Here is an 18,752-nt window from a genome sequence, read left to right as displayed (position 1 = left end):
TCAGACGGCCTTGAAAACAAGGCCACAAATAAAGGGCTTTAAGGTTTCGTCGGCAGTATCAAGCTGCCGAAAACTCTATTCTACGTTCTGGATCTGAATGTGGATTGTTTTTAATAATTGCAGCTTAAATAGTGATTTAGCTTGTCACTTTTGTGATTGTTTTGACTAATGGTACCTTTGTTGGTACCTATAGGTTTTTACTTATTGCGTGTTCGCAGTGAAATCTGAATGTTTGAATAATGTTGCTAAATAAACTGTTAATTTATGATACATGTCAATTAGTTGCTTTGAAGGCTGAGTAAGTGTTGCTGACTCCCTAATTTTCCCATATCCTCCTTTTAGTTCCTTAAATGTACCTTAAGTAATAGAGTATTCAGATTGTAATGACAGAACAAATCCTAACCTTAAAAGAGCTGGCAGCCTATTTTAAATTGACCGAAAAAACTGCTTACCGCTTAGCGAGTGAAGGGAAGCTACCTGGTTTTAAAGTTGGCGGTTCATGGCGGTTCAAAAGGGAAGATTTAGAGCAATGGATAGAAAAAAAGAAAGGAAGCCAAAGTAATGCTTAATCAGCTTACCCCATACCATGCAAAATACTTTGCCCATGAGTTATCAATTATTCATGCGAACAGTGGTGTCGACCGTTTGTCACAATCGCTATTCGATGCCTGTGTTGATTTAAATCCTCATCAAATTGAAGCTGCTTTATTTGCATTAGATAACCCGCTAAATAAAGGTGTTGTTTTAGCTGATGAAGTTGGCTTGGGTAAAACCATTGAAGCAGGTCTAGTGCTTTGCCAGTACTGGGCTGAACGTAAGCGAAAACTATTGATTATTTGCCCTGCTTCACTTCGTCGTCAATGGGCACAAGAACTACTAGAAAAGTTTAATCTTCCATCCCAAATACTCGATTCTAAAACCTTTAATCAGCTTCAAAAATCAGGGGTATATAACCCATTAAACAATAAACAAGTAGTGATTATGTCATATCATTATGCGGCAAGGCTTGAAGACAAGTTAGTGGGTCAAATGTGGGATTTAGTCGTTATTGATGAAGCCCATAAATTGCGCAATGCCCATCGCGAAAGTAATAAAATGGGACAAGCGCTAAAGCGAGCTTTATTCAGTAGAAAAAAACTATTACTTACCGCTACACCATTACAAAACTCCCTAATGGAGTTGTACGGCATGTCTACGTTAATTGATGAGCATATTTTTGGTGACGACAAAGCTTTTAGAAAGCAATTTATGCAAGGTGATAGTGGTCAACAAGAATTAAAAGAACGTCTGGCTGGTTTTGTTAAACGTACATTACGTAAAAATGTACTTGAATACGTAAAATATACAAAGCGAAGGGCTATTACAGTTCCCTTCACTCCATCTGATCAAGAACAAGCATTGTATGATGCCGTCTCAGCATTTATAGATAAAGATGACAGCTATGCGTTACCTAGAAGGCAAAAACATTTAACGGGGCTTATTCTGCGTAAGCTATTGGCATCAAGTTCCTATGCGGTAGTAAATACACTAAAAGTAATGAAACTCCGTCTTGAAAAGCTTAAAGAGCAACGAGATGATCATGAAGATGATTTGCTGCGTACAATTATTGAAGATGATGACCTAGAAACTGATTATTTAGATGAAGAAGACCTCGATGAAAAGGTTGCCAAAGAAGTCATTGATGAGAAAAAATTAGAGCTAGAAATAAAAGAACTTAAAGGATTTATCGAACAAGCTGATGATATTCAGAATGATGAAAAGGCTAAAGCTTTGCTTACAGCTTTAGCTTTAGGCTTTAAGCAAATGACAGAAACAGGAGCAGCCCAAAAAGTAATCATCTTTACTGAATCTAAAAGAACACAAGCTTATTTAGCATCCTTCCTAGCTAAGCATGGATTCAAAGATAAAATAGTTACTTTCAGTGGTTCCAATACAACACCTGAAGCAACTGAAATATATAAATCATGGCGTGAAAAGCACGCAGGCTCAGATAAAGTTACAGGCTCACCACAGATAGATAGAAGAACATCGTTAATTGATCACTTCAAAGAAAACGCTGAAGTGATGATCGCCACAGAAGCTGCCTCTGAAGGAGTTAACTTACAATTTTGTTCGCTTATTATTAACTACGATTTACCGTGGAACCCACAACGAGTAGAGCAACGTATAGGTCGTTGTCATCGTTACGGGCAGAAATTTGATGTTGTTGTGGTTAACTTTATCAATCAACGTAATTATGCTGATCAAAGAGTACTTGAGCTTTTAACGCACAAGTTTACTTTATTTGATGGCGTATTTGGAGCTTCTGATTCTATTCTTGGTACTTTAGAAAGTGGTGTCGATTTTGAAAAGCGTATTCAACAAATCTACCAAGAGTGTCGTACACCTCAGGAGATTGAATCAGCCTTTGAAGCGCTACAAAAAGAACTCGAAAGTGATATCAATACCAAAATGCAGTTAACTCAAGATGCCTTGTTAGAGCATTTTGATGAAGACATTCATGACTTACTTAAGATTAAATTAGATCAAGCGCAAGAACGGCTAGATAAAGTGTCTAGATGGTTCTGGGCCATAACCCAACACCAACTGCAATCATATGCATCATTTAATCAACAAAATTACACCTTTACCTTAACGAAGCAAATAGCGGAACAAGCAAAAGGTAAATACCAGTTTATTCGTAAAGGAAAATCGGTTAACGACGAAGCCAAGCAGGTTCTTGATAATCATGCACACACTTACCGTATTGCGCATCCTTTGGGCGAACATGTAATAGCGACAGCTAGAAAAGAGTGTACACCAATCAGTGAAATAGTCTTTGATTACCAAAATCATCTCACCAAAGTTTCTGTTGCAGAACAGCTTAAAGGGCAATCTGGCTGGTTATCATTAAACCTATTAAGTATTGATGCTTTTCAAACAGAACAGCATCTTGTTTTTACCGGTATTACCGATAAAGGGCAACCCATTGATGGTGAGGCATGTAAAAAACTGTTTAATGTAGGTGGACGAAGTCATAACGATTTAACTTCAACTATTCCTGAAAGGCTTAACGAAAACAAGAGCCTTCAGATAGATGCCAAGCTTGCTGAAGCGATGGATCTGAACAATCAATATTTTCAAGATGAAAGAGAAAAGTTGGAAAAATGGGCTGATGATAAAATACTTGCCGCTGAGCAAGATTTAATCGATACGAAGAGCCAAATTCGTTCATTAAAGCGTGAAACTCGCCATGCAATATCAGTTGAAGAACAGCAAACCTTTCAAAAGAAAATAAGAGATTTAGAAAAGAAACAGCGACGTCAACGACAAGAAATATTTGATGTGGAAGATGAAATTATTGGTAAGCGTGATGCGCTAATAGAAGCCTTAGAACAACGAATGAAGCAAAAAACAGAAGTTGAAGAATTGTTTACAGTTCGATGGAGTGTAGTTTAATTATCCTAAACAGTTATTCGAAAGAATCTAAAAGTACACGACAAATGAATTTATAGTTAATGGTCACCGACTATTGGATTAAATATTAAGAGAGCATCATGAGTGAATCATACAAAAAGTTAATTAAAACGTTACGCACAATTTTTGAAATGGATAAAGCCGATCTCGACTTTGGTATTTATCGAATCATGAACCAAAAACGTAATGATATTAATAATTTTCTTGAGGATGACCTATTGCCTCAGGTGAAAAAGTCATTTTCAGATTATGTAAACATTGGCGCTAATGGCTTAAAGACAGAGTTACAGGCTGCGATTGAACAAGCAAAACAATATGGCTCTCCCGACCCTGAAAATACACAGCCAGTATTGGATATAAAAAATAAAATGGCACTGGTTGATGCCACATCACTAGAAAATGATGTATTTTCAAAGTTACACACATTTTTTAATCGATATTATGACAAAGGCGATTTTATATCTCAACGTCGTTATAAATCTGGTACCTATTCAATCCCCCAAGGCGATGAAACTTTAGATAAGCAGCTTCAAAAAGAAATAATAGAATTGGTGAAAAAAGGGCTAAATGGCGAAGCGCTTGAAAAAGAAATTAAAGCACTCACTGATAAGTGTAGAGATATCAATGCTATTCCCTATGAAGGTGAAGAAGTAAAACTATATTGGGCAAATCACGACCAATATTACATAAAATCGTCAGAGCATTTGCGTGACTACGCTTTCATAGCAAAAGACAAAGATAATAAAGACAAGCCGTTCCGCATTAAGTTAGTTGAGGCGGATACTGAAAAAGACAACGTTAAAGCAAAAACAGGTGAAGAACGCCGTTTTGTTATCGATGAAGAAACACTGTTAAGTGTTGAAGATGGCCAGTTACTCATTCATTTTAACTTCTTGCCCGTTGGCAAGAAAAAGCAAGAGGCTTTGAATAAGCATGCGGTTGACGTTATTTTCAATCAAACAGGTGAGGAGTTTGAAGAGTGGTTAACTATTCTAAAACAACTAGCTCCAACAGAAGCCAATAAAAATAGAACATTACTTGAAAAGCATTTAAACGATTACACTGCACGTAATACTTTCGACTATTTCATCCATAAAGACTTAGGTGGTTTCTTAAACCGAGAACTCGATTTCTATATTAAAAATGAAGTGTTATTTTTAGATGATATCGACGATAAAACATTTGAAGTAACAGAGCAGCAATTACGGAAAATTAAAATACTGCGCAGTATCGCAAAAAAAATAATTCGTATGCTGGCACAATTAGAAAATTTCCAGAAGAAGCTGTGGTTAAAGAAAAAATTTGTTGTAGAAACTAATTATTGTATAACTATTGATAGAGTTGACTCTAGCTTATTTGACATTATTGCAAACGAAAATGAACAGTGGAATGAGTGGTTGTTATTTAATTTTATTAACTCAGTTCAAGCTAGTCCAGAAAACAGAATTGATACTCTCAAACGAGTGTTAAATTTGGTTTTAGACACTCGATATTTTAACGAAGACTTCAAACAAAATTTGATTGGTAATATAAATAATTTAGATACTGAAACAAACGGTATTCTACTGAACTCGGAAAATTATCAAGGCTTAAACCTCATAAAATCATCTCAAATAGGGAAAGTTAAAGTTGTCGTAACTGATCCTCCATACAATTCCGGGGGGAATGATTTTAATTATAAGGATAGTTTTAGAAACTCATCTTGGCTTTCGATGATGAGTGACAGAATTGAAGCTGCAAGAGATATACTGTCAGATGATGGTGTACTATTTGTAAATATTGATGATAAGGATGAAGATAATAGAGTCAGTCATCGACTTATGAACCTTATTGAAGATAAATTTGGTAACAGAAACTACCTTGATAATTTAATTTGGGTAAAAAATACGACTCATAATGATGCTAAAGCATTCTCTCATAACCATGAGTATATATTGGCATTTGCAAAAAACCGTCATATAGCATCAGCCAAACATGAGATGTTTAGAGAGAGTAAACCTGGATTCGCAGAGGTCATGGAGTTGGTCCATGAACTAAACGAAATATACCCTAGTATCGAAGTTATTAAGCAAAAAGTTAGGGCCTTATATAAGGAACAAACAGAAGAATACAAAGAATTATGTTTGGATCAAGGATTAGTTTGGACACAAGAGTTGAAAAAAAATAATCCTTGGAAAGGAATTACACAATATAAATATGCTGATTACAGAGATGAGAATGGAGTATGGATCGATGAAAGTGATGCTCGGATTAAAAATGCTAAGATTTGGATTTGGCGTGAAGATAATCCATCTTGGCCAAACGCAAGTAGTTTAAAAGATTTTCATAAATCAGCTGATAGTGATGAATATAGGTTTTATAAACCACCACACCCTGTAACAGGTGGACCTTGTGGTTGTCCCGAACGTGGCTGGTTATGGAGAGAAACAATAAATCCTGAAAAAACAAATGTTTTATCATTTGAATCACTTGATAAACAACATTTGATAGCTTACGGAGAAGATGAAAACAAAAAGCCACAAATAAAAAGATTTTTACATAAAGTAAGCACTGATGTTGTTAAATCTGTTATTTCAGATTTTACTGATGGAGAAAAAGAATTAAGTCATATTGTTGGTGAAAGAGGAACTTTTCCTAATCCAAAACCATCGACTATCGGACGTCGCTTAATCGAAATGACGACTGAACATGGAAGTACTGTGTTAGATATGTTTGCAGGCTCAGGAACCACGGGACATGCACTGCTACAACAAAACTTTATCGATGATAAAGAACGAAAATTTATTCTAATCGAAATGGGGCATCACTTTGACGATACATTACTTCCTCGTATCAAGAAGTGTTCATTTGCAACTCATTGGAAAGAAGGCCAACCTGTTTCTCAAGGACATCAAAGTTTACTCATAAAATATCTCCGTTTAGAGGGCTACGAAGACACTCTCAATAACTTGAAAGATGTTGGTGCTAAGAGGTCATTGTCGAATCAACAGCAATCATTCCTAGATGAAAGCCCTTCTGCAAGAGAAGATTATACACTAGGGTACTGGCTTGATGTTGAAACAGAAAATAGCGCATCATTACTCGATATTAAACAATTTGAAGACCCATTTAATTATAAATTAAATATTGGCTCTGGCTCAGTTGGTGCAACCAAGCCAACTAATATTGATTTAGTTGAAACTTTTAATTACCTCCTTGGTTTAACCGTGAAGTCTATTGATGTGATCCGTGGGTTTAAAGTTGTAATTGGTTTTACTCCTCAAGATGAATCAGTATTAGTGATATGGCGTAAATTGGCTGAAAAAGACAATGCAGCGTTAGACGAATTTTTAGATAAACAAGGCTATAACCCTCGTGATACCGAATTTAATCGGATTTATGTAAACGGTGACCATACCTTGGAAGACCCATTTTCAAAAGTAAAAATGATTGAAATTGAATTTAAACGTCTCATGTTTGATGTAAAAGAATTATAAGGAACCAAACAATGGCACGTTTTGAAAACAAATTAGTTTTAGGTCATTGGATGCTAAAGCAGTTTGGTGTTGAAAGCCTTGAAGTCTTAGGTAAAACACTTTCAGCTGAACATTTGATTGGTTTTGATGAAGAAAATTCAAGTAAATATTTATATGAACTGTTGAGCTGGATACCAGAAGCTAACAGGGCTGTGAAAGATGACTTTTTAAGACAGTACGATGACAATATTGTAAAGCATTGGCGCGATATTACTGATAAAAGAAATCATGCGGGCAATACATTATATCCATTGTACTTCCAATATTTGTCGGTACTTTTTACGGAGCATTACTTAGATCGATATTTTAATGATAAGGCAGCATTGTGCTCAGAACTAAATCACTATTTAGTCGACTATAACCAGGAGCACTTAAAACAAAAAGGTAAAAATGCGGAAGCTCATTATGTGGAACCATTTAAAGAAAGCGATCTTAATAAACTTGCTGTGTGGATTGCTACTGGCGGTGGTAAAACGCTTATAATGCATGTGAACATCTTGCAGTTTGAACACTATAAAAATAAGTATAAAAAAGCCAAAGACTTTAATCGAACTATTTTGTTAACACCTAATTCAGGGTTATCTTTACAGCATAAAAGTGAGCTTGATGCATCTGGATTTGATGGTGCTAAAATGCATGACAAAAGCGGTCAAATGTCTTTATCTGGCGGTGGTATCCCTATCGATATTATTGATATTCACAAACTACAAGATTCAACTAAAAAAGTTTCTAAAAAGTTAGGTGAAAAATCTGTAGATGTTGCGTATTTTGAATCTAATAATTTAGTACTTGTTGATGAAGGACATCGTGGCGCAAGTGGCACGGATTGGATGGTGAAAAGAAATCAAATATGTGAATCAGGTTTTTCATTTGAATACTCCGCAACATTTGGCCAAGCAATTAAAGCGGCTTCAGGTAATGATATTGCGCCAAAAGGTGTAGCCAAACCATCCGCCAAATATAAGCTAACTCAGCAATATGCGAAGTGTATTTTATTTGATTATTCATATAAGTTTTTCCACGGTGACGGTTATGGCAAAGATCACTTTATTTTAAACTTGAGTGAATCTTGGGGACCGGATCAACTACAGCTCTATTTGACTGGCTGTATTTTAAATTTCTATCAACAGAAAAAAGTTTTCAAAGATAAAGAAAAAACAATTGCGGAATACTTACTGGCTGACCCGCTGTGGATATTTGTAGGGGGCAAAGTAACGGCTAAAAATGAAGCTAATGCGGAAACCGTTTCAGATATTCAGGCTATTATGCAATTTGTGGCTAGATTTGTAGCGAATAACGATAATGAGTCAGAACACTTTATTGAGCTTTTCTTAAATCAACAAGATGATTTAAGAGATGGTAAAGGTACTCCTATTTTTGAAGGTTCTTTCACGTATTTACAGAAAGAATGGGCAAGTAACCAAGCTTCATCTGCGTTTATTGATGTACTGAGAATGGTCTTTAATACTGAAATCAGTGGTATGCTGCATGTTGTCCACTTAAAAGGTAGTGGTGGCGAAATAGGCCTTCGTGTTGGTGAAAACGACTGGTTTGGTGTCGTTAATGTCGGAGACTCTGCAAAATTAATTAACTTATGTGATGAAGCTGTGAAAAGTGGCAACATTGAACATACCGTAGTGACAGACCAAAGTTTTTCTTCATCGTTATTCCATAATATCAATAAAAAAGGCTCTCCAATAAATTTATTGATAGGCGCTAAGAAATTCACCGAAGGCTGGAGTTCATGGCGTGTGAGTACAATGGGATTAATGAACGTAGGTAGATCTGAAGGTTCAGAGATCATCCAATTATTCGGAAGGGGCGTTCGCTTAAAAGGTTTAGACTTTTCACTAAAACGAAGCAATCATATCCCTGGAATGAAGCACCCTAAGCACCTACCTTTATTAGAAACTTTAAATGTGTTCGGTATTAGATCTGACTATATGAAGGAGTTTGAAGAGTACCTTGAAGAGGAAGGTGTTGGTGAGCAAACAACCGAAGTAATTACACTTCCCGTGATCAAAAGATTAACAAGGACTGACCTTAAACTCATTCGCTTGGATAGTAATATCGTTCCCTTTAAGAAAGCTAAGAAGCCTTTCTTAGAGAATCAACCAGTTGAAATGAAGGGCAAAGTTACACTAAATTGGTACCCTAAAATCCAAGCAAAACGATCTGTCTCTCAGTCAAGTACAGCATTAGACGTAAGGTTAAATGAAGGGATTTTTGAAGAAAAACATTTAGCTTTTCTTAAGTATGATGATATTTACTTTGAGCTTGCGCAGTACAAAAATGAAAAAGCTTGGTACAACTTACAGTTGGGTCGTAACACAATTCGTGAACTCCTAAGTGATCCTAGCTGGTATCGACTGTTGATTCCTGCTGATATGATGGAAGTAACGACAATGGAACGAGTGCAAATGTGGCAAGAAATAGCGACTGCACTGATTAAAAAATATGTTGAAAGATATTATCATTTTAGAAAAAGTGAGTATGAAGGACCACATCTAGAATATTATCAAATGAGTGATAAAGACGATAATTTTATTGATAACTACAAAGCTACAGTCGATCGTAATGCTGACGAATGGATTAATAAAATCAATGAATTAAAGGATCATTTACAAAGTGGAACATTCAGAGATTCATGGTCTTTTGGTAACTTAAAGGTGTTTGATTTTAGTAAACACTTATACCAACCACTTATTTATTTTAAAAATAATGAAGTCGTAAAATTATCTCCTGTGCCAGTGAACGAAGGTGAACGTGATTTTATTGAAGATTTAAAGCATTTTTGTGTTAATTCACCTGAATATTTTGAAGATAAAGAACTGTTTGTTTTACGAAATCAAAGCAAAGGGAAAGGGGTTGGATTCTTTGAAGCAGGTAATTTCTATCCAGATTTTATCATATGGTTAATAGTTGATAATAAACAATATGTTTGTTTTGTTGATCCTAAAGGATTAGCTCGAATTCATGGCTTTGATGATGCAAAAATTAAGTTCTATAAAACAATTAAGGATATTCAAACCCGCCTCGGTGATCCAGATATTGTTTTAGACTCCTTTATCGTATCAAACACCTATCAAAGAGAAATTAACTGGTGGACAGATGGAAGTGGGCCAGAACAAAGTTTTGAAAACAATCACGTGTTGTTCCAAAAAGAAGACAAAGCAAATTATATTAAGAAAATTTTCGTATCTTTGCTAGGAGCATAAATTATGAAATTGGTAGCTAATGGAATTAATAACAATTTTCTAGCGTCATGTTTACCATCAAAAGATGTAGAAGTTGATTGTGTATTAGCTGCCATTGCTTATGGGAGCGACAGAGGTGAAACACCTAAATTGATTCAAAACTGTTTAGAGCATAAACTAAGGTTGGATATTTGGATGCGGTATGATCATACCGTTCCCGTCACCCCTAGTCTTTTAAATACCTTATTGAAGAATGAGCGTAACAATATTTTTTGTAAGTTAATACCGGATATGTTGCATGCCAAAATTATTTGGTGGCAAGGGCATGGTGCTTATATAGGTTCAGCAAACCTTACTGAGAGGGCTTGGTATTCAAATATTGAAACAGGAATATTTATTTCAGATATAGAATTATCAGAATCTGGAATGGATGAACAGTTAGAAGAGTTTTTTGATGAATTAATTGATTTGGACAAAGCCTTTCCATTAACTAAAGAGATAATTGCAGAACAAATTGAAATAGATGCTTTTCGTCGTAGCAAGGGGACATTAAAAATTGACGATGAAGCTAAAAAGAAAAGAGCAATTGAAGAATGGGGAGGTGTTAGTTTTACCCCTGATAAGAAAAAGGTCGATAAGAAGAAAGAACGCTTTCATGAGGAGTGGAATTCAACATTATCAACCATGCGTAATATTGCTAGCCAAATTGAAGATTTTAAACCTGACTGGGTTGACGAAAATATACCTAGGTACTGGCAGGTTGATCAATTTCTCCATGCGTATTATTACAACTTAGTACGCCAAAGTGATAACACTCATCCTTTTGAAGATTATTTCCAAAGTAATAAAGTTGATCCTCAGCAAGCGTTGATGAGTGCTTTAACTTGGTGGAAAAATACTGAGCAAGCTCCATCAAACGAAGATATTACATTTGATGTCAATGCTCCAAATATTAGAAGATTACTTTCTAAAGAAAACATTAAATCACTAACGTCAGATGATCTATTAACACTTTGCTCTGCTACACATGCAACTCTTGACCATGTGATAAAAATTCCGACAAGCGTTCTAGGTAGACCTGATGTAAGTACTTTAACTCGTAATGAAAGATTACCTTTATTTGCAGAATTACTATATTCGCTTCGAAACACTAAAGGCCAGTCGATAATTGATATGTTGGATTTTATTCTTTATTCAGGGAAAGAAGCTGACATATGGGAAAGAATTTACCAAGCTGGCAAGTTATCAGAATACAAAATTAAGCATTACGGAATAAATTCTATCGCTGAAATTGTAGGTTGGGCTAGACCAGAAGCAACACCACCAAGAAATGGCAGAACAAATAAAGCATTACGTGCTTTAGGCTATCCTGTGAAAATAAATTTCTAATGCTAAAAAGGAATGTTTGAATAAATGGAAATTAAAAATTTATTGAGTATTGATGAAAATAAGCCTCTACATCATAACGGTTTGTTTTGGTTAGTTACTTTAGCTCCGTTGTTAATAGCTTTGTTCATGTCGATACCGCTAATGAAGGACTATGAATTAACAGCTTCTCAGTCTGCTTATGATAACTTTATGAGCATGTTTAAACTTCCTATTTGGGTAATGAGTTCGAGCTTGATTTTTGGAGTTATGGTAACTAGATTTCATTCTTCAAAGCAACGTTCAACACAAATGTCATTCGTAATTGATGCTAATAATTTTAATTACTATTTAAAGCATAGAGAAAGCTTTTATGAAATGCTGGACCAGAAAAAAGACAGTAATACGTTATTGAAATTTACGTCATATAACAAGCTGTATAATCTATATTTCCCTAACTCAAGTTATAAAAATCCAGAGTTTAAAGTTAATCATCAAAACTTATTTAAAAAACTAGTTGAAGAAACCAATATAAAGTCTAACGCAGAAAAACTTGAAAGTTTAGGAAGTAAGAAGTTGAAGAAAGAAAAAGTTGATGAAGACTCTTTCCTTCAAAACTTAAATATAAACTGCCTTTCCCTAGGCTTTCAAATTGACTTAACAAGTTATGTTAATGGTGATAGTTATAAAGACACTAACGTGGCAGAGCTTTTTGAATTAACTATCGATGATTTGAGTGAAATATTAATAATGGCTTTGCATTTTTCATTTGATGTAGGGATTGTAGAAGTCGATGATTCAACTGCATTTTCTACATTGTGGGATACAATTGATTTTGATGATTCGGATCTTAGTAAGATCGTTTTAAAAGTTAACGATGGCGAATATGACTTTGCAGTTCTGAATGTGGAAGTGTAATAAACGCTTAAAGCTGAGTCTTGGTTGCTTACATTGGATGTTGTGACATAGTTGTTTATATCGTTCCTTGGTCGTATATAAAATATTTCCGGTGCTTTGTGATTTGCCATTGGCTAGGTGAACGGTACGCCAAGCAACTGATATAGATCCTTAGCAATATGGGGTCGGGGTGGGTAAGGCCGAACCATTTTTCTTCGTGAAGCATCGTTCGGCTTTTATTTTTAGTTTGCCACCTGCGTAATTTCTTGTTTCATCGTTTCTCTAACTGTATTGATAAGCTCATCACTCATATTAAGCTCTTTGCATAACACTCGAATCAACCTAGTAACGATACTGATATGGATGACTGGTCCGATAGCAAAAACCTAATAACGATGATTATTTAGAGGATGACTATCTGTTCTGGTGGACAATAAACCCACCAGCACAGATTCAAAGCTAGTGCTATGGTGCTGTTCGACACCTTTTATAAGCCGTGTGCGAGTAGTGTGTCGGTTGCTTGTTTAGCGTATTGACTGGCAAGGTAATCTAAGTATGCTGGGTTTTGTGTTTTAGGCATAAAGTCTTGCATAAATGTTGCGGGTCTAATTAACGAGAGCGTTTGGTCATTTTTACAGATTAATTGGACCGTCGGGCAGCCTTCATAGTCGACACCATAAATAATGTAGGTTGCGGGTGTTTGTTTATTGAGGTGTTTATTTAGCTTGGGTTCGAGGTCATTTCTAAAGTCATAGTACAGAGCTAACGCTTTATGTGATTGAGCTTCATTCAAATCATTACTAGTGGTGAAGTCAACTGTATAGCATGGCGTTTTTGTGTCGCAGAGGTAGGAGTTCATTTGTAGTTGATAGGGGTATCGCTGTGTTATCCAGCCTTCTACAATGGTTTCGACGAGTTGTAATATGAAGTGAACCGCAGAGTAGAGGTTGCCGTAATAGAATTTATTACCTATAAACAGACGCATCCACTCACCATTGTATTGGCTGATATAGCCCTCTGGTGCTTTCGAGTAGTATATAGGCTCCTCCGTGGCGGCTGCTAACTGTTCTGATCGAACTTCATCTACGTGGTTAAAGTTTTTGAAGTGGTGGTGCTGATACTGCCAGTGAGGAATGTCATAACTTAGTAAGTCTGGATAATCGCAGATACTGCGTTCAGCACGGCAGAGCTCATTCATTGTAAGGACGTCTTGCCCTTTGCCACAGCTCTGCTGTAGCTCTGCATTTATTTGGTACATTGTAGCCTCTGAGGATGATCGCAATGCATCACTCATATCATCATCGTTTAGCTTATTTATACCCGGTATATATTTCTCAAAAATTAGCTTTTCTTTAAGTTCTAAATCCACTTATTACACCTTCTAAGTTTGTTATTGGATTAAAGGTCTACTGCTTATATTTGGTCTTGAGCTATCGCCATCAACTGCACTTAACGGCGCAGTAATGACGAGTTTGATGATATGCGCTCACTGCCTATTGGTAGTCGGCATAGTCAGGTTGTAGAGTAAGTAAATCTGCCTGTAAAGACTCTTTAACAACTCTAATGAGCTCATCACCGATATCTAACTCTTTACATAAAATTCGAATTAAGCGAGTGACATGGCGAGTGAACTTATTGTCAGGGTTAAACTCGTTATAGAGGCTTAACCAGGCAGCCACCAGCTTCTGTTCGTTGTAGCCTGCGTGTTCTAATTGGTACAGCATTTCAATGATGGTTTCATCTTCGCCTAGCTCCTCAAGGTCCATAATATCGAATTCACTCATCCCTATACTGTCATCTGGGTTGAACTCTTCATTGAGAGAGTCGGCAAGCGTTTGAGTTGGATTGCTCTCAGACTCTTCATCATCGATGTCAGCAGACTTTCTAAGGAATGCAGGTACGTCGAGTGGTACGATTTCGTAATCACTTATTGGCGGCATCATAGAAGTTGATTCACTCTGCATTGGTTCGCACTCAACTGGTGCCCCTTGAGTGCTAAAGCTGATATTCGACTCAACGGTTGGGCCCATACTAAACATTAATGAGTCATATTCCATAGCTGAGTCTGAAACTGAGCCAAAGCCACTTTGACCAGCTGGTAATTGGTGGGGCACGTGATGAAGCTCGGGTATTCCTAGTCCATCTGTATGTTGGTTTTGCTTCACTAAGATGTAGCTGGTTGATTCGGTTATTAGTTGATACTTTTCGGCAAGTTCAAGCGCTTTGCTATCGCTTAGCTGCGCTAACCTATCATGGGCTGCAAGCCTTGCTAGTAAGCCCAGGTCGTTGACTTTATGAGTTACTGCAATGCTTGCTCCGCACATATCATTTTCACTATTAGGGTCATGCTGTTCACCTTCAAAGTAAAAGTCTACTGTAGCAGGTGGATAACCTTCATATTCAGTGAAAACATTTACCGTATCTCCGTCAAAGAGCGGCAATTTATGGGGTGGGAACGGTTCAAAAGTAAGTGGTGTTGAGTATTTGTCAGAAAGGCACATTTCGGCTTTGGTAATTGGAAAGTGGCTCATGCGATTAAAGTGCTGCACGATACTCTGGCTCATATTCTCATTGGGCGTCACAAATACACTTGTGCCATCGGTTGATTTTGCGAGCTTAGTCAGAAAAGCTTCACTAACCGCACTACCAACACCGACAACAAAGTGTCGATGATTTGATTCTGCTGCACTGTCGATAACACTCTGCTCGTCCCAGGTTTGTCCATCGGTGATAAGTAGCAGGTCGCATGGTACCTTTTTATACACAGTTGAATCGTATGCTGCGCTGAGTGCAGCTTGCATCTTAGTACCACCTAAATCAGCTTCTAGATCATTTAAAGCAAGCCGTGCATGCTGAATATTAGCGGTATTGACCAAAACGCAGTTGTTAAACAAGAGCCTTTGAGTTGAGCCAAAGAGTATTATGTTAAAGCTATCGCCACTTTGTAGCTGCTCTAAGATCTCAATCAGTGCCGTGCGTGCTTGTGAGATAGAATCTCCAGCCATTGACCCTGAGCAGTCAACCACAACTTTAATGCAGCGCCCTTTAGTCTGCGGTGGCTCTTTGAGATCTATTTTTGGAATGAATGAGGAGAGAACAACAGTGTTGTCACCATTTTGGGCCCAATATGCTTCACCTTGATATCCCTTTGGTTTATTTATCTCTAAAATAAAATCGCGATCCATGGCTTGAGGGCGGTCAAAGGTTATTTTCATTGCCTGATCTGCAGCTTGATACTTAAGGCTATGTGTTGGGCTTTGGACGAGTGTTCCGGCTAGCAATCCCTCTACAGTGATAGAGAAAGATAATTGATACGATGCTGACAATGAGTGCTGAGGAATCTGGTGTTGCTCGATACTCTTTAGATCTGGGATACCATATTTAGGAGCGGTGGTAGTCGGTAGGTAGAAACGAAGCTTTTCCCCTTGCCACTGATGTAGCTGAGCATACCTAAATGTAATGACAGCAGCTTCACCGGCTAATAGATTGCCTAAGTTAATACAATAAAGCCCATCATTAATTTTACTCAGCATGACGGCGGTATCACCACTGACAATAGCCTCTTCGTAATCCTCTTCTGCGGCTTTGTTTGCTTTTACGCGCCCATGTAATAACTCGCCATTTATTTCGATTTCTAATGAGGTGAGTACAGCGTCAATGGGAAGAGGGAAGGTGTAAACCGTCTCGATATTGTTTGAAGAGCTATTATGATACTGCTGCTTTATCTCAACTTCAGAAAGCACTCCAGTAAGCTTGGCTGATATGTCGACAGACGTAAGTGCGATCTGTTCACCTGATAGTGATGTTAATCCAATTTCTTTGTTCACTTCTCTTCCTTATCGCTTGATGCAATACGTTGATACAAGGAGATGACTTCTAGTGATAACTGTTTAGCTTGTTCTGGTGTTAACCCAGCTTTGCTTGGGTTTAGTGTGAGTGATATGCCTTCATCTATATGTATGTGGCTACAGACTTCTATATCACCAGGTTTAGCGCGCTTGAGTGGTGGCAGAGGCTTAGTGTCGCTTTCGTCGAATAGAAGCTCGCTGATGCGCTCGAGTGATAAGCCTGCGTCTTGCCATTTTTTAATTTCGAGTAATCGTTCTAGGTGTTTCTGGGTATAAAACGCGCCGCGACCACTGCCTTCTGGTGCTGGCATTAGAGACTTCTGGATGTAGAAGCGCACAGTGCGAGGTGTTAGCTCAACCAGCTGACAAAGATCATTTAGGGTGTAGCGCATATTATTTTGAGTAGGAATATTTTTCATGACATCAATACTAGACAGTGTTACTGTCTATATCAAGTGTTAAGTTTGAATGCTGTCAGGTTATCTATTCTGGCGTAACAACTTGTTAGCTCGATTAGCGATTTTACTTTTCTACATATTTTTAAAAGGAAGCTTATAGCATGGAAAACGAAAATTTATCTGTTGTTGATTTTAAGCGCGATATTGAACGAGTACTTTCAGCGATGATTGCAAATGGGCATAAAGAGATCTGGGCTGGTGATTTAGGTGATGTGATAGGCGCACTAATTGTTAGTGAAGCAAGAAACTTTAAAGAAGTGGATAATATAAGTGATTGTATTTGCAGTGGGATTGGCCACGGTCTTGGACTTTCTCATGAAAGAATTAATACACGTGAGTCCGTGGAGGAATATATAGCACGGTGGAGCAAGAAGAAGCCTCTGGTTTCTGGATAGGTGTTAATCATGCGAGTACATAAATTCATCCATCTCCCGATATGGCGGTCACTGGAAGCAGTGGCCACATCAAAAGAGGAGATTGAAAATGAAAAGTTCCCGTTCGCTCAGAAGGCACCACTACCAGCGTAAGAAACTGCAAATTGCGAGGAGTCACTATTTTGGTCACTCTAGGGAAGAGTGGTTCGCAGTACTGCATTTAAAACTCGGATTTTATGCCAACACTGCTAAGTGTTGGTCATGTGATTGTTGTTCAAACCCGAGAAGAGCTAAGCAACACAATTTAAAAGATAGACTTACAATTCAAGAGAGAAAAAGTTGTATAAGTTTCAATGAATGGCTTTAGCTAATATTTGAATCAAATGAGAACAAGTTACGCATTGTTAAAATTAGTACTCATCACTGTAGTTCCTCCTGATCGTGACATTTTTCGTGACCAGGAGGACTAGAAGTTAAAAGTAGATCTCAGTAATTCGTAACCTAGGCTGCTTACGTTCAGCATTGGACAAAGCCATTACCTCCCATACTCTGGATATCCATAACAATATCACGTATCGAATATTGTTCTTCTTGATTAGACAGTTTCTCCAGGGCATCAGCTTGGAGTTTTCGAAGCCTTATCTCTTGCTCATATTTCTTCTCTTTAAATATTGATAACCTGTGGTTTTCTATTTGCTGTTGGATTCTAAGTAAGTGAGTTTCGGCATTTACCAACCGTCTATCATTAGCCGTAAGCAGTTCAGATATACCTTCAAGACTATCTGGTGCTGAGCGAATGGTATTTTCAATGTCGTTAATATCCATTTTTATTTGGTGGCGATATTCAAGGCATTCAAAGTACAGTGCCTGTAAAGCGAATAACTCCTGTTCACGTTGCAAGTCTTTTACAGCATCTAAATATTCAGGATTAATAAAACGAGAGTAGAATCCATGGGTTCGGGCATTTTGGTTGCCTAATGGAGCTCCACCAGACTTTTTTGCAGGTAGTTGTTTCTCATTATTTTGACTTTTCAATTTTGTTTTTTTCTGTATTAGCAATTGATATTCAGGGTTAATTTCCATTTGCGCAGCGGCATAATCTGCAGCATATTGCGCAGTTAGGTGCCTTCTCGCAGTGTTATAGTTAATATGTTTTTTTTTGCAAAAATCTTTAACTGTTATACCTGTTCTCAAATGCTCATCAGCCCACTTTTCTTTAGTCTTAGGCCAGTTTGTTCTAATTTTTTTTACCATCATTCTCTCTCAAAGCCACATATTAGTGACTGAGTAATATTGATCTTTAAAAGTGCGATCTAATCCCTACAATCCCACCACTCTCGACAAAACTATGGTGTTAGCGGGTCAGAAGAGGTGGGATTTCGATGTTGGATACCTATTGCATCCACTCGGGCTGTAAATTGGCGTTGTCGTGGATAGTGACGCCCTTAAAGATCGATTTACCATTCACTTTACTTCGAGTAACGCTCCCAAACCTTTTAGCAGCTACTTCAAGCAAAGAACTAAACGTTCTGTGAGCGTCCGACGAACTACGCCTTGCTTAGATTGACGTGCCAGGGTAAGAGCCTGCTGAGATCGCAGTGAGGTGAAGATAGCTGCTCTAAGCAGTGTTCGATGTAATCGA

11 protein-coding genes are annotated in these 18,752 nt (G+C 37.4%); 7 read left to right on the top strand and 4 right to left on the bottom strand.

Annotation, left to right across the window (positions count from 1 at the left end; all coding sequences use genetic code 11):
• Window positions 1–383 precede the first annotated feature (383 nt).
• From mads1 to L2755_RS19925, 6 genes are all read left to right on the top strand, one after another.
• Window positions 384–569 carry a methylation-associated defense system helix-turn-helix domain-containing protein MAD1 gene (mads1, locus tag L2755_RS19950; RefSeq protein WP_248982433.1) on the top strand — a complete coding sequence of 62 codons (186 nt, stop codon included), beginning with the start codon at window positions 384–386 and terminating at the stop codon, window positions 567–569.
• Window positions 562–3,438, top strand: a complete 2,877-nt coding sequence (locus tag L2755_RS19945; RefSeq protein WP_248982432.1) for an SNF2-related protein — start codon at window positions 562–564, stop codon at window positions 3,436–3,438. The genes mads1 and L2755_RS19945 overlap by 8 nt, the downstream gene beginning before the upstream one ends.
• A 98-nt stretch (window positions 3,439–3,536) precedes the next feature.
• Window positions 3,537–6,932, top strand: a complete 3,396-nt coding sequence (locus tag L2755_RS19940) for a site-specific DNA-methyltransferase (protein ID WP_248982431.1) — start codon at window positions 3,537–3,539, stop codon at window positions 6,930–6,932.
• 11 nt (window positions 6,933–6,943) lie between these two features.
• A complete protein-coding gene (locus L2755_RS19935) occupies window positions 6,944–10,189 on the top strand; it encodes a DEAD/DEAH box helicase family protein (RefSeq protein WP_248982430.1) in 3,246 nt (1,081 codons plus the stop codon).
• A 3-nt stretch (window positions 10,190–10,192) separates the two neighbouring features.
• Window positions 10,193–11,557, top strand: coding sequence for a phospholipase D-like domain-containing protein (locus tag L2755_RS19930; RefSeq protein ID WP_248982429.1), 1,365 nt, complete (start codon window positions 10,193–10,195; stop codon window positions 11,555–11,557).
• Between the two features lie 24 nt (window positions 11,558–11,581).
• Window positions 11,582–12,451 (top strand): hypothetical protein, encoded by an 870-nt coding sequence (locus tag L2755_RS19925; protein WP_248982428.1) that lies wholly within the window; start codon window positions 11,582–11,584, stop codon window positions 12,449–12,451.
• A gap of 466 nt (window positions 12,452–12,917) precedes the next feature.
• Here the strand turns inward: L2755_RS19925 and L2755_RS19920 are convergent, their stop codons facing one another.
• The 3 genes from L2755_RS19920 to L2755_RS19910 all read right to left on the bottom strand — a co-directional run bounded on the left by L2755_RS19920 (window position 12,918) and on the right by L2755_RS19910 (window position 16,697).
• The gene (locus L2755_RS19920) at window positions 12,918–13,799 is read right to left on the bottom strand and encodes a hypothetical protein (RefSeq protein WP_248982427.1); all 882 of its coding nucleotides are present in this window, start codon (window positions 13,797–13,799) and stop codon (window positions 12,918–12,920) included.
• Between the two features lie 124 nt (window positions 13,800–13,923).
• Window positions 13,924–16,257, bottom strand: coding sequence for a VIT domain-containing protein (locus L2755_RS19915; protein WP_248982426.1), 2,334 nt, complete (start codon window positions 16,255–16,257; stop codon window positions 13,924–13,926).
• On the bottom strand, window positions 16,254–16,697 hold the full coding sequence (locus L2755_RS19910; RefSeq protein WP_248982425.1) for a helix-turn-helix domain-containing protein: 444 nt from the start codon (window positions 16,695–16,697) through the stop codon (window positions 16,254–16,256). Before L2755_RS19910 ends, L2755_RS19915 begins: the two co-directional genes overlap by 4 nt.
• A gap of 140 nt (window positions 16,698–16,837) precedes the next feature.
• Between L2755_RS19910 and L2755_RS19905 the strand changes: the two genes are divergently transcribed.
• Complete coding sequence (locus L2755_RS19905; protein ID WP_248982424.1) at window positions 16,838–17,131, top strand: hypothetical protein; 294 nt, start codon at window positions 16,838–16,840, stop codon at window positions 17,129–17,131.
• A 495-nt stretch (window positions 17,132–17,626) separates the two neighbouring features.
• Here the strand turns inward: L2755_RS19905 and L2755_RS19900 are convergent, their stop codons facing one another.
• Complete coding sequence (locus L2755_RS19900; RefSeq protein WP_248982423.1) at window positions 17,627–18,367, bottom strand: hypothetical protein; 741 nt, start codon at window positions 18,365–18,367, stop codon at window positions 17,627–17,629.
• Between the last annotated feature and the right edge of the window lie 385 nt (window positions 18,368–18,752).

This window comes from Shewanella abyssi (genome assembly GCF_023284025.1).
Lineage (GTDB): Bacteria > Pseudomonadota > Gammaproteobacteria > Enterobacterales > Shewanellaceae > Shewanella > Shewanella abyssi.
This window is presented reverse-complemented; position numbering and strand designations above follow the sequence as displayed.